The following is an 18,476-nucleotide window of genomic DNA, read 5'->3' on the forward strand; positions in this document are numbered from 1 at the left end:
CGGGGAGGCCTACGTGGCGGCGGCACAGACAGCGGCGGGGGAGAAACAGGGCTGGGGCAGGCGGCTGGCCGGCTACACGTGGCGGTACAAGGCCAACGTGCTGCTCGCCCTCGGCTCCTCGCTGGCGGGCATGGCCGTCATGGCACTCGTACCGCTGGTCACGAAGGTGATCATCGACGACGTCATCGGGGACCACACCAGGCCCATGGGCCCCTGGGCCGGGATGCTCATAGCCGCGGCCCTGCTCGTGTACGTCCTCACCTACATACGCCGCTACTACGGCGGACGCCTCGCCCTCGATGTGCAGCACGACCTGCGCACCGACATGTACGACACCATCTCCCGCCTCGACGGCCGCCGCCAGGACGAGCTGTCCACGGGCCAGGTCGTGGGACGCGCCACCACCGACCTCCAGCTCATCCAGGGCCTGCTCTTCATGCTCCCGATGACCATCGGGAACTTCCTGCTCTTCGGGATATCCCTGGGGATCATGCTGTGGCTCTCGCCGCTGCTGACCGTCGTCGCCCTGCTGATGGCCCCCGCGCTCTGGTTCATCGCCAAGCGCAGCCGCAAGAAGCTCTTCCCCGCCACCTGGTACGCGCAGAGCCGGGCCGCCGCCGTCGCGGGCGTCGTCGACGGGGCCGTGACCGGCGTACGCGTCGTCAAGGGCTTCGGCCAGGAAGAGCAGGAGACCGCCAAGCTCCGCGACGCCGGACGCCGGCTGTTCGCCGGGCGGATGCGGGCCATCCGGCTCAACTCCCGCTACACCCCCGCCCTGCAGGCCGTGCCCGCGCTCGCCCAGGTCGCCATGCTGGCGCTCGGCGGCTGGCTGGCCACCGAGGGGCGGGTCACCCTCGGCACCTTCGTCGCCTTCTCCACCTACCTCGCCCAGCTCGTCGGACCCGTGCGCATGCTCGCCATGGTCCTCACCGTCGCCCAGCAGGCTCGCGCCGGCGGGGAGCGGGTCTTCGAGCTCATCGACACCGAGCCCGCGATCCGCGAGGGCGCGCACGAGCTGCCCGCCGACGCGCCCGCCACCGTCGAGTTCGAGGACGTCCGCTTCGGCTACGACCCCGAGCGGCCCGTCCTCGACGGGTTCTCGCTGTCCGTGGCGGAGGGCGAGACCGTCGCCGTCGTCGGTGCCTCCGGCAGCGGGAAGTCCACCGTCTCGCTCCTCATGCCGCGCTTCTACGACGCCGACGGCGGCACCGTCCGCATCGGCGGCCACGACGTCCGCGAGCTGACCTACGCGTCCCTGCGCGGCGCGATCGGACTCGTCCCCGAGGACTCCTTCCTCTTCTCCGACACCATCCGCGCCAACATCGCCTACGGCCACCCCGGCGCCACCGACGAGCAGATCGAGGCCGCCGCCCGCGCCGCCCAGGCCGACGGGTTCGTCCGAGCCCTGCCCGCCGGGTACGACACCAAGGTGGGAGAGCAGGGTCTGACCCTCTCCGGCGGCCAGCGCCAGCGGATCGCCCTGGCCCGCGCGATCCTGACCGACCCCCGGCTGCTGCTCCTCGACGACGCCACGTCCGCCGTGGACGCCCGCGTCGAGCACGAGATCCACGAGGCCCTGCGCGCCGTCATGGCCGGTCGCACCACCCTGCTGATCGCCCACCGCCGCTCCACGCTCGCGCTGGCCGACCGGATCGCCGTACTCGACCAGGGGCGGCTCGCCGAGATCGGGACGCACGCGGAGCTGCAGGAGCGCTCGCCGCTCTACCGCAGGCTGCTGACCGACCCCGACGCGCTCGGCGCCGGCTCGCCGCGGACCCCGGACGCCCTCGCGATGGCCGAGTTCGAGAGCGAGCTCGACCGCGACCTCGAACGCGACATCGAGCTGGAAGCCGAGATCGACTCCGAGCCCGTCAACGCCAAGCGCAGGGTCCCCGCCGGGATCACCCCCGAGCTGTGGCGCCGCCGCGAGGAGCCCGACGGGGCCCCCGCGACGGCTCCCGCCGCCGGCGCCGGGGCGCCCGGAGCCGGCCACTCCATGGCCGGCGCGGTGGCCGGGACGCCCGCCACCCCCGAACTCCTCGCGCAGGTGGCCGCGCTGCCGCCCGCCGACGACCGGCCCGACGTGGACGAGGCGCGCGCCGCGGCCGCCGAGGACGGCTACGGGCTGCGCCGCCTCCTCAAGGGGTTCTGGGCGCCGCTCGCCATCAGCCTCGCCCTCGTCGCCGTGGACGCGGGCGCCGGACTGCTGCTGCCCGTCCTGATCCGGTACGGCATCGACCAGGGCGTGGAAGCCGCCGTGCTCGGCGCCGTCTGGGCGGCCGCGGGGCTCGCCCTCGCGGTCGTCGTCGCCCAGTGGGCCGCGCAGTTCGCCGAGACCCGGATGACGGGCCGCACCGGCGAGCGGGTCCTGTACTCCCTCCGCGTCAAGATCTTCGCCCAGCTCCAGCGGCTCGGCCTCGACTACTACGAGCGCGAGCTCACCGGCAAGATCATGACCCGGATGACCACGGACGTGGACTCGCTGTCCACGTTCCTGCAGACCGGACTGGTCACGGCCGTCGTCTCCGTCTTCACCTTCTTCGGGATCCTCGTCGCCCTGCTCGTCCTCGACGTCGAGCTCGCCCTGATCGTCTTCGCGACCCTGCCCGTCCTGGTCATCGGGACGATCGTGTTCCGCCGCAAGTCCGTCGCCGCCTACGAGCTCGCCCGCGACCGGGTCAGCCTGGTCAACGCCGACCTCCAGGAGTCCGTCTCCGGTCTGCGCATCGTCCAGGCCTTCCGCCGCGAGGGCTCCGGCGCCACCCGCTTCGCCGAGCGCAGCGACTCCTACCGGGAGGCCCGGGTCCGTGGCCAGTGGCTGATATCGGTCTACTTCCCGTTCGTCCAGCTGCTGTCCTCGGTGGCCGCGGCCGCCGTACTGATTGTCGGCGCGGGCCGGGTGGAGGCGGGGACGCTCACCACCGGCGCGCTGGTCGCGTACCTGCTCTACATCGACCTGTTCTTCGCCCCCGTCCAGCAGCTCTCCCAGGTCTTCGACGGCTACCAGCAGGCCACCGTCTCCCTCGGCCGCATCCAGGACCTGCTGCGCGAGCCCACCACCACCCCGCGGCCCGAGGCCCCGCGCGAGCTGCCGGAGCTGCGCGGCGAGATCGCCTTCGAGGACGTCCGCTTCCAGTACGGGACGGCCGCCGAACGCGGGGAGAAGGGCGAGGCCCTGGCGGGCATCAGCCTGCGCATACCCGCCGGTCAGACCGTCGCCTTCGTCGGCGAGACCGGAGCCGGGAAGTCCACCCTGGTCAAGATGGTGGCCCGGTTCTACGACCCGACCTCCGGCCGGATCACCGCCGACGGCACCGACCTGCGGGAGCTCGACCTGACGGCGTACCGGCACCGGTTGGGCGTGGTCCCCCAGGAGCCGTACCTCTTCCCGGGGACCGTCCGGGATGCCATCGCCTACGGGCGGCCGGAGGCGAGCGACGCCGAGGTGGAGGCCGCCGCCCGCGCGGTCGGCGCCCACGCGATGATCGCCACCCTCGACGGCGGCTACCTGCACACTGTCGCCGAGCGCGGCCGCAACCTTTCCGCGGGGCAGCGCCAGCTGATCGCGCTGGCCCGCGCCGAGCTCGTCGACCCGGACGTGCTGCTCCTGGACGAGGCCACCGCCGCCCTGGACCTGGCCACCGAGGCCCAGGTCAACCAGGCGACGGACCGGCTCGCGGGCAAGCGCACCACACTGGTGGTGGCGCACCGGCTGACCACCGCCGCGCGCGCCGACCGGGTCGTGGTCATGGACCGCGGCCGTATCGTCGAGGACGGATCCCACGCCGAGCTCCTGGCGCGCGGCGGCCGGTACGCCGAGCTGTGGCGCACCTTCGTCGGGGAGGACGAGCGCGCCGCGGCCTGAGCGGCGGGAGCGGCCGGGCCCCGGGGGTCAGAACTCGCCGAACAGCAGGTTCCCCGGGGCGTCCTCGTCGGTACCGGTGTAGTACTCGCGTACCGCGCCGAGGAGTTCGTCCACCGTCAGGGAGCCGTCCCCGTCCGCGTCGATCCGCCGGAACAGCTCATCGGTGTGGGCGGGGCTCAGGTTCGTGTCGAAGGCCTCCTGCGCCCGGTGGAACTCCTCCGGGCTGATGAGCCCGTCGCCGTCGGTGTCCACGATCGTGAGGATCGCCCGCATCATCGGGCGGAACGAACGGTCGTAGGCCGGTCCGCCCTGCGCGTACAGCCGGGTCATGCCCTGCTTGTACTCCTCGGGGGTGACCTTGCCGTCCCGGTCCAGGTCCAGCTCGGTGAAGAGGTCCTGCCAGAAGTCGGCCAGTCCGCCCATCACCTGGGTGGCCCTGGGCGAGTCGGCCGGTTCCGCGAGGGCGGACAGCAGCCGGGAGCCGAGCGCGATGATGTCGTCGGCGTCGATCACCCCGCTCCGGTCGGCGTCCAGGTGCGTGAAGGCGCGCTCCAGCTTGCGGTCGAGCAGGTCGTTCGTCATGTGAGTGCCTTTCACGGCTGCATCTGCGGTTACGGCGTGCGGACTTGCGGTCACCTAGCGTAATGTCCCGGCCGGTTGTGAACTTCCGCACTCCCGCCGGGGGGTTGTGGATGCACCCGTACGAGGGAGGGGGGTTCGCGGCGGGGCGGCCGGGGTCCTTGGCGACGGCAACCATTCGGGGCGTCCGGGCGTCGTACGTGCGTGCGCACTTCGTCCGTGCGCACGACCGATCGGGGGGCTGGATGGTGAAGGGGCGGGGCGGGCCGGGTCGCCGGGCCGCATCTCTGGGAGCGCTCACGGCGGCCCTGTGGCTCTGTGTCGGTGGCCTGTTCGCCGGGCCGCCCGTCCAGGCCGCGGGTGGGGGCGGAGGCTGTACGGGCCGGCTGGCGCGGACGGTGCCGTTCGACGCGGGTGAGCTGCGCGTCTACAAGAGCCGCAACCGGGCCTGCGCCATGGCCGTGGCCCGGACCGCCGGTGAACGGCGGCGGATGGCGGTGAGCATCCAGCCGCGCGGCGGCGCACCGGTGCGCGACGCCGGGCGATTCACCCGACATGCCGGGCCCGTCACCGTCGGGGCGATCAGCCGCTGTGTGTATGTGAAGGGGAGCGTAGCCGGCGGCTCGGCCGACTCCGGCTGGATCCTGTGCTGAGGGACAGTCCCAACTGGGTCTGTTCAGTGGCGTGTTGGCCCGGCTAGGTTCACGGCGACCGAAGTGAACTCAAGGGGAGGGCGAATGCGCAAGACGCTTCGATGGCTGCTGTCGCTCGTGGTGCTCATCGGCACCATGGGTGCGGCCGGCTCCACGGCACAAGCGGCCACCGCCGCGGCGCCGGCGGCGGCCGCGGACATCAAGGACCAGATCCTCGGCATTCCCGGGATGAGCCTGATCGAGGAGAAGCCGTACCCCGGCTACCGATTCTTCGTGCTGAACTACGAGCAGCCGGTCGACCACCGGCAGCCGTGGAAGGGCACCTTCAAGCAGCGCCTGACCCTGTTGCACAAGGACGTCTCGCGGCCGTCGGTGTTCTTCACCTCCGGCTACAACGTCAACACCAACCCGCGCCGCAGTGAGCCGACGACCATCATCGACGGCAACCAGGTGTCCATGGAGTATCGATTCTTCACACCCTCCCGGCCCGACCCGGCCAACTGGGCCAACCTGGACATCTGGCAGGCGGCCAGTGACCAGCACCGCATCTTCACCGCCCTGAAGAAGATCTACAAGAAGAACTGGCTGGCCACCGGCGGCAGCAAGGGCGGCATGACGGCGACGTACTACGAGCGCTTCTACCCACGCGACATGGACGGCGTCGTCGCGTACGTCGCGCCCAACGACGTAGTCAACAAGGAGGACTCGGCCTACGACCGGTTCTTCGCCAAGGTCGGCACCAAGGAGTGCCGCGACAGGCTGAACGCCGTGCAGCGCGAGGCGCTGGTGCGCCGCGAGCCGCTGAAGGCCACGTACGCGGCGGCCGCCGCCGAGAACGGCTGGACCTTCAGCACCGTCGGCAGCCTCGACAAGGCCTACGAGGCCGTCGTGCTCGACTACGTCTGGGCCTTCTGGCAGTACAGCCTGCTGGCCGACTGCGCCTCGATCCCGGCCGCCGCCACCGCCACCGACCAGGAGATCTGGGACTCGATCGACGCCGTCTCCGGCTTCTCCGCCTACTCCGACCAGGGCCTGGAGACGTACACGCCGTACTACTACCAGGCCGGCACCCAGCTCGGCTCCCCGGACATCAAGCAGCCGCACCTGGGCAACCTCAGCCGCTACGGCTACCAGCCGCCGCGCAACTTCGTGCCCCGCGACATCCCCATGACCTTCCAGCCCGGAGCCATGGCGGACATCGACAGGTGGGTGCGCGACAACGCGAACCGGATGCTCTTCGTGTACGGCCAGAACGACCCGTGGGGCGCCGAGCCGTTCCGCATCGGGTACACGGCCCGCGACAGCTACGTGATGATCGCCCCGGGCGCCAACCACGGGGCGAACGTCGCCAAGCTCCTCGACGGCGAGAAGGCCCTCGCGACCGCCAAGATCCTCCAGTGGGCCGGCGTGGCCCCGGCCGCGACGCTCGCCGACACCGGCCGGGCGGCGCCGCTGGCGGCCCCGGACGCCGAGCTCGACCGGCGTGACCCGGAGCGCGAGCCGCAGCTGCGCCCGTAGGGCGGCGAGGCCGTGAGGCCGTACCCCCGCAGGGGTGAGGGCGTGTCCGCGTTCGGTGCGGGCACGCCCTCCGCCGTACCGGCGGCCGGTCTCAGGAGCCGGACGAGAGCCCGTGGCCCAGCGGGTAGCGGCCGGGGACCGGGACGGGCAGACGGCCCGAGGGCCGCGCCGCCCCCGTCAGGACGCGGGCCGCCGCCCGCATCTCCGCGTCCCCCCAGGAGTACGTCGCCAGCTCCGCCGCGCAGGCCGGCAGCCGGGCCGGGTCGTACGGGTTGCGGAGTGCCACCAGGACCACCGGGACACCGGTGGCGATCAGCTCCGTCACCAGGGTGCGCTGCGGGCCGTCCCCCTCCGGGACGTTGTACGTGCACACCACCACCGCCGCGTGCCCGGCCGCCGCGGCCACCGCGCGCGAGGGCGCCACCGCCGTGGCCCGGCAGCCCAGCGCGGTCAGCTCCCGGGCCAGTACGACGGTGGGCGGGCCGGTCGTGCCGCTGGGGGAGACCGGGTCCGTCCCGGTGACCAGCAGCCGGGGCGCGGCCTTGGCGTCGATCGGCAGCAGCTTGCCGGGATCGGCCAGCAGGGTCGTGGTCGCCGCCGCGATCCGGTCGGCGGCGTCCAGGTGTTCGCGTGCGCCGACGACCGCGCCCACCGCCGCGGCGGAGGGATACACCTCCTCGAACAGGCCCCGGCGGGACTTCAGTTCCAGGATCCGCAGCACCGACTCCTCGACGCGCTCCTCGGTCAGCTCGCCCGACCCGACGGCCGCCAGCACGCTGCGGTGGGCCAGGGGCAGGTCCGGCGGGTTCAGCAACTGGTCGCAGCCCGCCAGTAGGGCCAGTACGGGCACCCGGTCGTCCCCGTACTTCTGGCGGACCCCGGCCATGTCCAGGGCGTCGGTGACCACCACCCCCTGGAAGCCGAGGCGTTCGCGCAGGATGCCGGTGACGATCGGCCGGGAGAGGGTCGCCGGGTCGCCCGAGGGGTCGAGTGCGGGGAAGACGATGTGCGCCGTCATGATCGCGTCCACCCCGGCCTCCACCGCGGCCCGGAAGGGCGGCTCGTCGAGCTCCTCCCAGGCGGCGCGGGTGTGCCGCATGACCGGAAGGCCCACGTGGCTGTCGGTCTCGGTGTCCCCGTGGCCGGGGAAGTGCTTGGCCGTGGCGGCCACCCCGGCGCCCTGGTAGCCGCGCACCTGGGCGGCGACCAGCTCCGCGACGGCGCGCGGGTCGGAGCCGAAGGAGCGGACGCCGATGACCGGATTGGCCGGGTTGACGTTGACGTCGGCCACCGGCGCGTAGTCCTGCCGGATGCCCATGGCCGCCAGTTCCGTGCCCGCGATGCGAGCGGCGCGCCGGGCGTCGGCGGCGGAACCGGAGGCGCCGAGGGCCATGGCTCCCGGGAACAGGGTCGCGGGCCTGCCGATCCGGGCGACGGCGCCGTGCTCCTGGTCGGTGGAGAGCAGCAGCGGGATCCGGGCGCCGGTGGTGAGGGCGGTCTGCTGCAGGCCGGCCGAGAGCGCCGCGATCTGCTGCGGGGCACGGGTGTTGTGGGCCCAGGCGAAGTAGACGATCCCGCCGAGGTGGTAGCGGGAGACCAGCTCGGCGGCGGTGCGCACACCGAACGCCGCCTGGTTCTGCTCGGCGTCCGCCGGGTCGGGGTCGGTCGCGGAATGCCCGTACGCCCGGGAGACGAAGAGCTGCCCGACCTTCTCGGCGAGGCTCATCCGGGCGACGGCGCGCCGCAGCCGGGCCCGGTCGGGGCGGCGGCCGGCGGGCCCGTCCGGGTTGAGGGCGTCGTCGGTGGTGTGGCCGGCGGCAATGCGTGCGGGACCCGAGGCGGCGGCCGCACCCGCGGCCGTGGCGGCGACCGCGACGGCCGCGGCGAGCAGGTTCCGGCGGGAGGCGTGGTTCGGCACGCGCCGGACCCTACCTCTGCCGTCCGGCGGCGGCCGGGCGTGTCGCTGCGTGTCGCCCTGTGGGGGCGGGGCGGCGGGTCGGGGCGGAGGCCCTGGCCGGGGCGGCGGGGCGGCGGGGCGGCCCGGTGGGCCGGTGGGCCGGATCGGTGCGGGGGCGGCGGGGCCGGGCGCGCGCCGGGGTGTCCCGGCAGGGCGGCGGACGTGGCGGGGCGGCGCGCTGTGTGGAGGGGTGGCCGTATCCGGCGCCCCGCGGGGACACCCCGGCCCGCACCCGGCCCGTCGGCCGGCCCGCCCCCGGTACGCACCCGGCCAGCCTCGGCCCGCACCCGGCCCGCCTCGGCCGGCCCGCACCCGGCCCGCCTCGGCCGGCCCGCACCCGGCCCGTCGGCCGGCCTACTGCTCGGTCCAGTGGGTCTGGAGGGTGCGGACCGTTTCGGTGATGGCCGGGCGGCGGGCGGCTCCGGTGCGCCAGAGGGCGTACAGCCGGCGGACGGGGCCCGGTTCCAGCGGTACGGCCACGGCTCCCGGCGGGAGGGGGCCGGTGCCCAGCCGGGGGACGACCGCCACTCCGAGTCCGGCCGCGACGAGGGCGACGATGGTGTGGTTCTCCTCGGCGACGTGCGCGATGTCCGGCTCGAAGCCCGCGGCGCGCAGCGTCCGCATCAGCCAGTCGTGGCAGACCCGACCGGGCGGCTGGCACACCCAGCGCTCACCGCCGAGGTCGCCGCGCCGGACGGCCGCGCGGGCGGTGAAGGGGTGGCCGGCGGGTACCACCAGGTCGCAGAGGTCGTCCCCGATCAGGGCCTGTTCCACCCCCTCGGGTGCGGGCAGCGGGGCGATGTCCCAGTCGTGGGCCACGGCCAGATCGGTGACGCCCCGGGCCACCAGGTCCACGGACAGGTGCGGGTCGACCTCGGTGAGGCGCACGTCCAGGGCCGGGTGGCGGTGGGCCAGGTCGGCCAGTACCCCGGGCAGCAGGCCGCGTGCGGCCGAGGCGAACGCGGCGACCGTGAGCAGCCCGCTCGGCTGCCCGCGTCGCTCCTCCAGGGTGGTCTCGGCGCGTTCGACGATCGCCAGCAACTCCTGTGCCGTATCGGCCAGATGGCGGGCCTCCTCGGTGAGGGCGACGCCGCGCCCGCGCCGTTCCAGCAGGGTGGTACGGGTCTCCCGCTCCAGCTTGGCGATCTGCTGCGAGACCGCGGAGGGGGTGTAGCCGAGGGCGGCCGCCGCGCCCGCGACCGAGCCGTGGACGGATACGGCGTGCAGGGCGCGCAGCCGGGCGAGATCGAGCATGCCCCCATCCTATTCATTAGCAGTGCTTCATCCATGAGTGAAGAGATCCGCGCTGGTGCTACATGGTCGAGGGGCGGATGCTCGGTCCATGCGTCCCGTACACACCGCACTCGCCGTGCTCGTCGCCGCCGTCTGGGGCTTCAACTTCGTGGTCATCGAGATCGGACTCGACCACTTTCCGCCCCTGCTGCTGTCCGCCCTGCGCTTCCTCGTCGCCGCGCTGCCCGCCGTGTTCTTCGTCGGGCCGCCGAAGGTCGCCTGGAAGTGGGTCCTCGGGGTCGGCGCCGCTCTCGGCATCGCCAAGTTCGGACTGCTGTTCACCGGTATGGACGCGGGGATGCCCGCCGGGCTGTCCTCGCTCGTCCTGCAGATCCAGGCGGTCTTCACCGCCGTCCTCGCCGCCGTCGTGCTCCGCGAGCGCCCGGGCCGGGTGCGGGTGACGGGGATGGCGGTGGCGCTGGCCGGGATCGCCGTCGCCGCGGTGGACGGGGGGACCTCCGGGCCGGTGCTCGGCTTCACCCTGGTCGTGGCGGCCGCCGCCTGCTGGGGCGTCTCCAACGTGCTGACGCGCAAGGCCTCCCCGCCCGACGCGCTGAACTTCATGGTGTGGGTGTGCACCGTGCCCGTACTGCCGCTGTTCGGGTTGTCGCTGCTGCTGGAGGGCCCCGAGCGGGATCTGGCCGCGCTGCGGGCCCTGGACTGGTCCGGGGTGGGCGTCATCGCGTACGTCGCGTGGATCTCGACCGTGTTCGGCTTCGGGGCGTGGGGCTGTCTGCTGCGCCGCTACCCGGCCTCGTCGGTGGCTCCCTTCAGCCTGCTGGTGCCGGTCTTCGGGATGTCCTCGGCGGCGCTGGTGCTGGGGGAGCAGGTGTCGGGCCTGCGCTGGGTGGCGGCGGTGCTGCTGGTGGGCGGGGTGGCGCTGACGTCGCTGGCGCCCGCGCGGTCCCTGGCCGGTACCGCCGCCGTCGGCGCGGGGCGCCGTCCTGCGGAGGCGGGCGCCGGTCCTGCCCGGTGAGGGGGACCCTGTACGAGCGGTGCGGGCGCTCCGCGACCAGGGTGGACCCGGCCGCGGGCAGAGCTCGCGGGCGCCCGCCGGTACGTCGTCGGTCCACTGCACCGGCTCGCGGTAGCCGACCGAGCGGGCGGAGGCGGCGACCGTGCCGACCAGCAGCCCGCGCCGACGCCGCGGCCGCGCCCCTCGGGTCGACCAGGAGCAGCCGCGGGCGGGCGGTGCCGGGTGCGCCGTCCTCCCGTACGCGCGTCACCGGGCCCGCCGGGCCGCCGTCCGGCTCGGCGCTCCGGCCCAGGTCGTCGCGGGCCGGGCGGCCGGGGGCTGCCCCGGCCGCCCGGCCAGCGCTGGGCGGTGCGGGTGCCGCGGAGGGCTATTGCCTGCCGCCGCCGAGGATCTGCCCCAGGAGGTCGCCGAGTCCGCCCTCGCCCGCGGGGGCCGCGCCGGGGGCCGCGGGGGTGCCGGCCGCCGTACCGCCGGCCGACCTGCCGGAGGCCGCGCGTCGGGCGAACACCGCCAGCAGTACCGGGATCAGCATCTCGATGACCCGGCTGACGGAGGCCGCGGGGATGCCGGTCTTCTTCGAGACGGCGGCGGCCACCGGCTTGCTCAGCCTGGCCAGTACCCCGGCCATCATTCCGCCGCTCAGCAGCCCGCCGAGGCCGCCGAGCGTGGACACGCCCTGCAGCGGGGGCTCGGCCACCTCGGCGAAGGCCCGGCGTACCTCGGCACCGTCCTCGTCGTCGGCACCGGCCCTCTGTTCGAGGTCGCCGGTCATCGCCCCGACGGTGGTCGTGACCGTGTCGCGCGCTCCGGCGGTGTCCGTGCCGAGCAGCGAGGCGATCTCGTTCAGCCGGTCGTCACCGAGCTCGCCCAGCACGTCGTCCTGGAGGGAGGATTCGCTCATGCCTGAAACGCTACGTGTGTACCGATTTGCCAGCACCTCGGGTAGGCGTTGGGTAACGGAAATGTAAATCTGTGACTCCGGATGCAACCCTCCGGGGGAACCGCGGGTCGTATGGAGCGTCGGTACTTCCGGGGAGGGATCCGGGGGGATCGGGAAGTCCGACGTGGGAGGGGTAACCGTGAGGGGGTCCGGCCGTGAGGCGGGACCCCCTTCGCGCTGTCCACAGGAGTGACGGGATGTCGGCGCCGCCCGGTAGCTTCGGGTCATGGCAACGGACGGGGTACGGGCGGCGGTGCAACTGGCGGTGGTCGAGGGCGTGCTCGAGCGCATCACCTACGCCAACGAGGAGAGCGGCTACACGGTCGCCCGCGTCGACACCGGCCGCGGCAGCGGCGACCTGCTCACCGTGGTGGGCGCGCTGCTGGGGGCGCAGCCCGGCGAATCGCTGCGGATGGAGGGCCGTTGGGGCTCCCACCCGCAGTACGGCAAACAGTTCACCGTGGAGAACTACCGCACCGTCCTGCCCGCGACCATCCAGGGCATCCGCCGGTACCTCGGCTCCGGCCTGATCAAGGGCATCGGGCCGAGGATCGCCGACCGGATCGTGGAGCACTTCGGCACCGACACCCTCGACGTGATCGAGGCCGAGCCGAAGCGGCTGGTCGAGGTGCCGGGTCTCGGCCCCAAGCGGACGAAGCTGATCGGGGCCGCCTGGGAGGAGCAGAAGGCCATCAAGGAGGTCATGGTCTTCCTCCAGGGTGTCGGCGTCTCCACCTCCATCGCGGTGCGCATCTACAAGAAGTACGGCGACGCCTCCATCTCCGTCGTCAACAACCAGCCCTACCGGCTCGCGGCCGACGTGTGGGGCATCGGCTTCCTGACCGCCGACCGCATCGCCCAGGCCGTCGGGATCCCGCACGACAGCCCCGAGCGGGTCAAGGCCGGACTGCAGTACGCCCTGTCCCAGTCCACCGACCAGGGCCACTGCTTCCTGCCCGAGGAGAAGCTCATCGCCGACGGGGTCAAACTGCTCCAGGTGGACACCGGTCTGGTGATCGAGTGCCTGGCCGAGCTGGCCGCCGACCCGGAGGGCGTCGTACGGGAGTCCGTGCCGGACCCGCAGGGCGGGCCCGACCCGTTGACCGCCGTGTACCTGGTGCCCTTCCATCGGGCCGAGCTGTCCCTGGTCGGGCAGGTGCGCCGGCTCCTGCGCGCCGAGGAGGACCGGATGCCGTCCTTCCAGGACGTGGACTGGGACAAGGCCCTCGGCTGGCTCGCCGGGCGTACGGGAGCCGCGCTCGCCCCCGAGCAGCGGGACGCGGTCAGGCTGGCGCTGACCCGCAAGGTCGCCGTCCTCACCGGCGGGCCCGGCTGCGGCAAGTCCTTCACCGTGCGCTCCATCGTCGAGCTGGCCCGCGCCAAGAAGGCCAAGGTGGTGCTGGCCGCGCCCACCGGCCGGGCGGCGAAGCGGCTCTCGGAGCTCACCGGGGCCGAGGCCTCCACCGTGCACCGGCTGCTGGAGCTCAAGCCGGGCGGGGACGCCGCGTACGACCGGGACCGGCCGCTGGACGCCGACCTGGTCGTGGTCGACGAGGCCTCGATGCTGGACCTGCTGCTGGCCAACAAGCTGGTCAAGGCGGTGGCGCCGGGTGCCCACCTGCTGCTGGTGGGGGATGTGGACCAGCTGCCCTCGGTCGGTGCCGGGGAGGTGCTGCGGGACCTGCTGGCGGAGGGCGGGCCGGTGCCCGCGGTGCGCCTGACCCGGATCTTCCGGCAGGCCCAGCAGTCCGGCGTGGTCACCAACGCGCACCGGATCAACACCGGGCTGCCGCCGATCACCGACGGACTGCCGGACTTCTTCCTCTTCCCCGAGGAGGACACCGAGGCGGCGGGTGTGCTGGCCGTGGACGTGGCGGCCCGCAGGATCCCGGCCCGGTTCGGCCTCGACCCGCGGCGGGACGTCCAGGTGCTCGCCCCCATGCACCGCGGCCCGGCGGGCGCCGGGAACCTCAACGGGCTGCTCCAGCAGGCGATGACGCCCGCCCGGCCGGACCTGCCGGAGAAGCGCTTCGGCGGCCGGGTCTTCCGGGTGGGCGACAAGGTCACCCAGATCCGCAACAACTACGAGAAGGGGGCCAACGGCGTCTTCAACGGCACGGTCGGCGTGGTCATCGGTCTGGACGCGGACGAACAGCGCCTGACGGTGCGGACGGAAGAGGACGAGGAGATCGTGTACGAATTCGGTGAGCTCGACGAGCTGGCCCACGCCTACGCCGTCACCATCCACCGCTCCCAGGGGAGTGAATATCCCGCTGTGGTGATCCCGGTCACCACCGGCGCTTGGATGATGCTCCAGCGGAATCTGCTCTACACGGCCGTGACCAGGGCGAAGAAGCTGGTCGTCCTCGTCGGGTCCCGGAAGGCCCTCGGGCAGGCGGTGCGTACCGTTTCCGCAGGCAGGAGGTACACGGCGGTCGCGCCGAGGCTCTCCGGACGGATACCGGTGGGAAACATCACCTAAATGATCGATCATTTGGGGTTCCCGCACCGGTGCGGAGGGGGCAGGATGAGCAGGTTGGCGGCACTCAGTGCCGTCAGAAAGACCAAAGGCCGACCCCGAGTGCACTCTTCTGCGCCAAATGGGGGAAGGTAGAGGCAGTCAGGGCACCTCGAAGAAGAGGCACTACGTCGGTGAGGGATGACGTGAGCGACAACTCTGTAGTACTCCGGTACGCGGACGGTGAATACACCTACCCGGTGGTCGAAAGCACCGTCGGTGACCAGGGCTTCGACATCTCGAAGCTGCGGGCCCAGACCGGGCTCGTCACGTTGGACAGTGGCTACGGCAACACCGCCGCCTACAAGTCCGCGATCACCTACCTCGACGGTGAGCAGGGCATCCTGCGTTACCGCGGCTACCCGATCGAGCAGCTGGCCGAGCGTTCGTCCTTCATCGAGGTGGCCTACCTGCTGATCAACGGTGAGCTGCCGACCGTCGACGAGCTCGCGTCGTTCCGCAACGAGATCACCCAGCACACGCTGCTCCACGAGGACGTGAAGCGCTTCTACGACGGCTTCCCGCGCGACGCCCACCCGATGGCCATGCTGTCGTCCGTGGTCAGCGCGCTGTCCACGTTCTACCAGGACAGCCACAACCCGTTCGACGAGAAGCAGCGCAACCTCTCCACGATCCGCCTGCTCGCCAAGCTCCCGACGATCGCGGCCTACGCGTACAAGAAGTCGGTCGGCCACCCGGTGGTCTACCCGCGCAACGACCTCAGCTACGTCGAGAACTTCCTGCGCATGACCTTCTCGGTGCCGGCCCAGGAGTACGACCTGGACCCGGTCGTGGTCTCCGCGCTCGACAAGCTGCTGATCCTGCACGCGGACCATGAGCAGAACTGCTCCACCTCCACCGTGCGCCTGGTCGGCTCCTCGCAGGCGAACATGTTCGCCTCGATCTCCGCCGGCATCTCGGCCCTGTGGGGTCCGCTGCACGGCGGCGCCAACCAGTCCGTCCTGGAGATGCTGGAAGGCATCAAGAACGACGGCGGCGACGTCGACTCCTTCATCCGCAAGGTGAAGAACAAGGAGGACGGCGTCCGCCTGATGGGCTTCGGGCACCGCGTCTACAAGAGCTTCGACCCCCGGGCGAAGATCATCAAGGCGGCGGCGCACGACGTCCTCTCGGCGCTCGGCAAGAGCGACGAGCTGCTCGACATCGCGCTCAAGCTGGAGGAGCACGCGCTCGCCGACGACTACTTCGTCTCGCGCAACCTCTACCCGAACGTGGACTTCTACACCGGTCTGATCTACCGGGCCATGGGCTTCCCGACCGAGATGTTCACCGTGCTCTTCGCGCTCGGCCGGCTCCCCGGCTGGATCGCCCAGTGGCAGGAAATGATCAAGGAGCCGGGTTCCCGCATCGGCCGCCCGCGCCAGATCTACACGGGCGAGGTCCTGCGCGACTTCGTTCCCGTCGAGGCCCGCTGACCCGAGGCCGCCCGGCGCCGCGTACCTCTGCGCGGCGCCGCCCCGGACATACGAGAAGCGCCCCGCCGTCGATCCCCCCACGGGTCGACGGTCGGGGCGCTTCCCTTTTCCCCCCGAAACGGATTCCCCCCACGGGACCCGGATCGGGGCGTCCTTGAGCCGGGACCCGTTCGGGTCGGGAGGGCCGCTCAAAGCCTCCCGCGGGCACGTGTCCCGGCCGGCGGATGCCACGGAAAACCCCCAAGGTTTCCGTGGAACGTCCCCCAAGACGTTCCTGGCATCGCCCCATTAGACCTGTCACGACCCCGGATGGTTACGTTGAGGTCACTGTGATCTGTGTCTCCCGTGAAGGAAGTGTGGGAACGATGCGAAGGTAATCCGCTAGCGGAAGGACCTCAACCGCAGGCTGTTGGTCACTACGAAGACCGAGGAGAAGGCCATCGCCGCCCCCGCGATCATCGGGTTGAGCAGACCGGCCGCCGCCAGCGGGAGCGCCGCGACGTTGTAGCCGAAGGCCCAGAACAGGTTGCCCTTGATGGTGGCCAGGGTCCGGCGGGAGAGCCGGATCGCGTCCGCCGCCACCCGCAGGTCGCCCCGTACGAGGGTCAGGTCGCCGGCCTCGATGGCCGCGTCGGTGCCGGTGCCCATGGCGAGCCCCAGGTCGGCCTGGGCCAGCGCGGCCGCGTCGTTGACCCCGTCACCGACCATGGCGACCGTACGGCCCTGCGCCTGGAGCCGGCGTACGACGTCCACCTTGTCCTGCGGGAGCACCTCGGCGATGACCTCGTCGATGCCCACCTCGCGGGCCACGGTCTCGGCGACGGCCCGGTTGTCGCCGGTCAGCAGCACCGGGGTCAGCCCCAGCTCCCGCAGCCGGGCGACCGCCTCGGCGCTGGTCTCCTTGACCGCGTCGGCCACGGTCAGGACACCGCGCGCGGCGCCGTCCCAGGCCACCAGCACGGCGGTGCTCCCCTCGGCCTCGGCGGCGGCCTTGGCCCGCGCGAGCCCGTCCGGCAGGGTGATCGACCAGTCGGCCAGCAGCTGCTCGCGGCCCACCAGCACGGCGTGCCCGTCCACCACGCCCTGGACGCCGAGACCGGCGAGGTTCTCGAAGCCCTCGGGCACCGGCAGGGCGCCGGCCCGGTCGGCGGCGGCGGTGGCGACGGCCCGGGCGATCGGGTGCTCGGAGGCGTGCTCCAGGGATCCGGCCAGGCGCAGCAGTTCCGCCTCGTCCACGCCCTCGGCGGTGACGACCCCGGCGAGGGTCATCCGGCCCGTGGTCACCGTGCCGGTCTTGTCCAGGACGATGGTGTCCACGCGGCGGGTGGACTCCAGCACCTCGGGGCCCTTGATCAGGATGCCGAGCTGCGCGCCCCGCCCGGTGCCGACCATCAGCGCGGTCGGGGTGGCCAGGCCCAGGGCGCACGGGCAGGCGATGATCAGGACGGCCACGGCGGCGGTGAAGGCGGCCGTCGCGTCGTCGGTGGCGAGCAGCCAGCCGGTCCAGGTGGCGAGCGCGAGGACCAGCACGACGGGGACGAAGACCCCGGAGATCCGGTCGGCGAGGCGCTGCACCTCGGCCTTGCCGTTCTGTGCGTCCTCCACCAGCTTGGCCATCCGGGCGAGCTGGGTGTCGGCCCCGACCCGGGTGGCCTCGACGAGCAGGCGCCCGGAGGTGTTGACGGTGGCGCCGGTGACCCCGTCGCCCACGGACACCTCGACCGGGACGGATTCGCCGGTCAGCATGGAGGCGTCGACGGCGGAGCTGCCCTCGACGACCGTGCCGTCGGTCGCGATCTTCTCGCCGGGGCGGACGACGAAGCGGTCGCCGACGGTGAGCGCGGCCACCGGGATGCGCACCTCCCTGCCCGCGCGCAGGACGACGACGTCCTTGGCACCGAGCTCCAGCAGGGCCTTCAGGGCCGCGCCCGCCTTCCGCTTGGAGCGGGCCTCCAGATAGCGGCCGAGGAGGATGAAGGTGACGACTCCGGCGGCGACCTCCAGGTAGATGGCGGAGGAGCCGTCGGTGCGGGAAATGCTGAGGTCGAAGCCGTGGCGCATGCCGGGCATACCCGCGTGGCCGAAGAACAGGGCCCACAGTGACCAGGCGAAGGCGGCGAGCGTACCGACCGAGACCAGGGTGTCCATGGTCGCGGCGCCGTGCCGGGCGTTGGTCCAGGCGGCCTTGTGGAAGGGGAAGCCGCCCCAGACCACGACGGGCGCGGCCAGGGTCAGCGAGAGCCACTGCCAGTTGTCGAACTGCAGGGCGGGGATCATCGCGAGCAGGACGACGGGCAGGGCGAGCGCGGCGGACACCAGCAGCCGCTGCCGCAGCGCGGAGAGTACGGGGTCGGGAGCGGCGGCAGGCTGCTCCTCGCCGGGTGCCGGGGCGGGCGGGGCGGGCGGCGCGGGTTCCTCGGCGGTGTAGCCGGTCTTCACGACGGTCGCGATCAGGTCCGCGACCTGGACGCCGTCGCCGTAGGAGACGTGGGCCTTCTCGGTGGCGTAGTTCACCGTGGCCTCGACGCCGTCCATCCGGTTGAGCTTCTTCTCGATGCGGGCCGCGCAGGAGGCGCAGGTCATCCCGCCGATCGAGAGTTCGACCGCCGTTATCGGTCCGTCGTGCACTGTGCTGGTCATGTTCCGGCTCCAGGGGGATGGCCGGGCCGTACGGGTCCAGTATGAGCTGGCCGGCACGGCCCGGCGGGGTGCTGCGAAGTGCCGCGGGTGCTGCCGAAGAG

Annotated in this window: 11 protein-coding genes; 6 read left to right on the forward strand and 5 right to left on the reverse strand. The window is 72.7% G+C overall.

Annotated features, from left to right (window positions below):
• Positions 1 to 13 precede the first annotated feature (13 nt).
• The gene (locus tag ACIPXC_RS05990; protein ID WP_401613938.1) at positions 14 to 3,865 is read left to right on the forward strand and encodes an ABC transporter ATP-binding protein; all 3,852 of its coding nucleotides are present in this window, start codon (positions 14 to 16) and stop codon (positions 3,863 to 3,865) included.
• A 27-nt stretch (positions 3,866 to 3,892) separates the two neighbouring features.
• On the opposite strand, the gene ACIPXC_RS05995 is transcribed toward ACIPXC_RS05990, so the two are convergent.
• Complete coding sequence (locus tag ACIPXC_RS05995; protein ID WP_401613940.1) at positions 3,893 to 4,447, reverse strand: EF-hand domain-containing protein; 555 nt, start codon at positions 4,445 to 4,447, stop codon at positions 3,893 to 3,895.
• A gap of 395 nt (positions 4,448 to 4,842) precedes the next feature.
• Here ACIPXC_RS05995 and ACIPXC_RS06000 point away from each other — a divergent pair, with 395 nt between their 5' ends.
• Together ACIPXC_RS06000 and ACIPXC_RS06005 are read left to right on the forward strand one after the other, a co-directional pair.
• The gene (locus ACIPXC_RS06000) at positions 4,843 to 5,097 is read left to right on the forward strand and encodes a hypothetical protein (protein ID WP_401613942.1); all 255 of its coding nucleotides are present in this window, start codon (positions 4,843 to 4,845) and stop codon (positions 5,095 to 5,097) included.
• Between the two features lie 84 nt (positions 5,098 to 5,181).
• Positions 5,182 to 6,615, forward strand: a complete 1,434-nt coding sequence (locus tag ACIPXC_RS06005; protein ID WP_401613944.1) for an aminopeptidase — start codon at positions 5,182 to 5,184, stop codon at positions 6,613 to 6,615.
• Between the two features lie 91 nt (positions 6,616 to 6,706).
• Here the strand turns inward: ACIPXC_RS06005 and ACIPXC_RS06010 are convergent, their stop codons facing one another.
• Positions 6,707 to 8,533, reverse strand: coding sequence for a glycoside hydrolase family 3 protein (locus tag ACIPXC_RS06010; protein ID WP_401613946.1), 1,827 nt, complete (start codon positions 8,531 to 8,533; stop codon positions 6,707 to 6,709).
• A 393-nt stretch (positions 8,534 to 8,926) separates the two neighbouring features.
• A complete protein-coding gene (locus ACIPXC_RS06015; RefSeq protein ID WP_401613948.1) occupies positions 8,927 to 9,826 on the reverse strand; it encodes a LysR family transcriptional regulator in 900 nt (299 codons plus the stop codon).
• Positions 9,827 to 9,914: 88 nt separating this feature from the next.
• On the opposite strand from ACIPXC_RS06015, the gene ACIPXC_RS06020 reads away from it, so the two are divergent.
• A complete protein-coding gene (locus ACIPXC_RS06020; RefSeq protein WP_401613950.1) occupies positions 9,915 to 10,841 on the forward strand; it encodes an EamA family transporter in 927 nt (308 codons plus the stop codon).
• 367 nt (positions 10,842 to 11,208) lie between these two features.
• On the opposite strand, the gene ACIPXC_RS06025 is transcribed toward ACIPXC_RS06020, so the two are convergent.
• Entirely contained in the window at positions 11,209 to 11,742 is a 534-nt protein-coding gene (locus ACIPXC_RS06025; protein ID WP_401613952.1) for a DUF937 domain-containing protein, read from the reverse strand.
• Positions 11,743 to 12,007: 265 nt separating this feature from the next.
• Between ACIPXC_RS06025 and ACIPXC_RS06030 the strand changes: the two genes are divergently transcribed.
• Together ACIPXC_RS06030 and ACIPXC_RS06035 are read left to right on the forward strand one after the other, a co-directional pair.
• Complete coding sequence (locus ACIPXC_RS06030) at positions 12,008 to 14,263, forward strand: ATP-dependent RecD-like DNA helicase (protein ID WP_401613954.1); 2,256 nt, start codon at positions 12,008 to 12,010, stop codon at positions 14,261 to 14,263.
• 182 nt (positions 14,264 to 14,445) lie between these two features.
• A complete protein-coding gene (locus ACIPXC_RS06035) occupies positions 14,446 to 15,735 on the forward strand; it encodes a citrate synthase (RefSeq protein ID WP_401613956.1) in 1,290 nt (429 codons plus the stop codon).
• 381 nt (positions 15,736 to 16,116) lie between these two features.
• Here the strand turns inward: ACIPXC_RS06035 and ACIPXC_RS06040 are convergent, their stop codons facing one another.
• Positions 16,117 to 18,375 (reverse strand): heavy metal translocating P-type ATPase, encoded by a 2,259-nt coding sequence (locus tag ACIPXC_RS06040; RefSeq protein WP_401613958.1) that lies wholly within the window; start codon positions 18,373 to 18,375, stop codon positions 16,117 to 16,119.
• Positions 18,376 to 18,476 lie beyond the last annotated feature (101 nt).

The organism is Streptomyces sp. NPDC090021, assembly GCF_044748225.1.
In the GTDB taxonomy this organism is placed as follows: Bacteria; Actinomycetota; Actinomycetes; order Streptomycetales; family Streptomycetaceae; genus Streptomyces.

Excerpts from the sequence above, each read along its gene's own strand:
- ACIPXC_RS05995 (WP_401613940.1), bottom strand. The coding sequence starts at position 4,447 with ATGACGAACGACCTGCTCGACCGCAAGCTGGAGCGCGCCTTCACGCAC.
- ACIPXC_RS06005 (WP_401613944.1), top strand. The coding sequence starts at position 5,182 with ATGCGCAAGACGCTTCGATGGCTGCTGTCGCTCGTGGTGCTCATCGGC.
- ACIPXC_RS06015 (WP_401613948.1), bottom strand. The coding sequence starts at position 9,826 with ATGCTCGATCTCGCCCGGCTGCGCGCCCTGCACGCCGTATCCGTCCAC.
- ACIPXC_RS06020 (WP_401613950.1), top strand. The coding sequence starts at position 9,915 with ATGCGTCCCGTACACACCGCACTCGCCGTGCTCGTCGCCGCCGTCTGG.
- ACIPXC_RS06025 (WP_401613952.1), bottom strand. The coding sequence starts at position 11,742 with ATGAGCGAATCCTCCCTCCAGGACGACGTGCTGGGCGAGCTCGGTGAC.
- ACIPXC_RS06030 (WP_401613954.1), top strand. The coding sequence starts at position 12,008 with ATGGCAACGGACGGGGTACGGGCGGCGGTGCAACTGGCGGTGGTCGAG.
- ACIPXC_RS06040 (WP_401613958.1), bottom strand. The coding sequence starts at position 18,375 with ATGACCAGCACAGTGCACGACGGACCGATAACGGCGGTCGAACTCTCG.